1 protein-coding gene is annotated in these 676 nt (G+C 64.9%); it reads right to left on the bottom strand.

The features are described 5' to 3' along the window. On the bottom strand, positions 1-639 hold a 639-nt coding region (locus E6R62_RS37920; protein WP_136217955.1), incomplete at its 3' end, for a PDZ domain-containing protein. Between the last annotated feature and the right edge of the window lie 37 nt (positions 640-676).

Raw genomic sequence — 676 nt, 5'->3', positions numbered from 1 at the left:
CTTGCCGGTCGTCGCCAGCGTCTGCTTGGTCGCGGCCGTCGCTTCATTGCGTGCATTGATGATGGCCTCCCGCGACTTGCGGCACACCGCATAACCGGGTGCGTTGCCGAACTCCGCGCCGATGCCGCGCTCGATCAGGTAGGCACGGAACTGCGCGCCGATGGCCGGATTGATGTCCTCCGCAGCGTCGGCTGCCGACACCACGAATTCATAACTGACGGCGCCGGTTTTAGCGGCGGCATTGGCATTGATCCAGGCGAAGCAATAGCCCGGTGCGGCGCTCGGCAACAACAGTTGCGAGACTTGCGGATCGAGCGTGACCTGCGCATATTCCAGCTTGCGGTTGCGCCAGATGCCCAGCTTGATGGTGGAGGCTGCGGGCACGCGTCCCAGCAGTTGAGCGAGTTGCTCCTTGTTTTCGATTTGCCGGCCATTGAGCGAGACGACGACGTCCAGCGTTCTGAGACCGGCCCGGTCCGCTGCGGCTCCCGGCAGCGCACCGCCGATCAGTACGCCTTGCGGTCGCGGCAGGCCGAGCGCGGCTGCAATGGCAGGCGGCATGTTTTCCAGCACGCCGACAGCGCTCATGCCGTATTGCATGCCCATGCATCCGTGCGTGGCCAGCAACGGCGTGCTCATGGATGGCGCGGTATCGGGATCGGTGGTGACGATCGGC

The sequence above is a fragment of the Streptomyces sp. A1136 genome, from assembly GCF_004795055.1.
Classification (GTDB): domain Bacteria; phylum Actinomycetota; class Actinomycetes; order Streptomycetales; family Streptomycetaceae; genus Streptomyces.
Note: the sequence above shows the minus strand (reverse complement) of the source record. Positions and strands in the feature narration are given on the sequence as shown.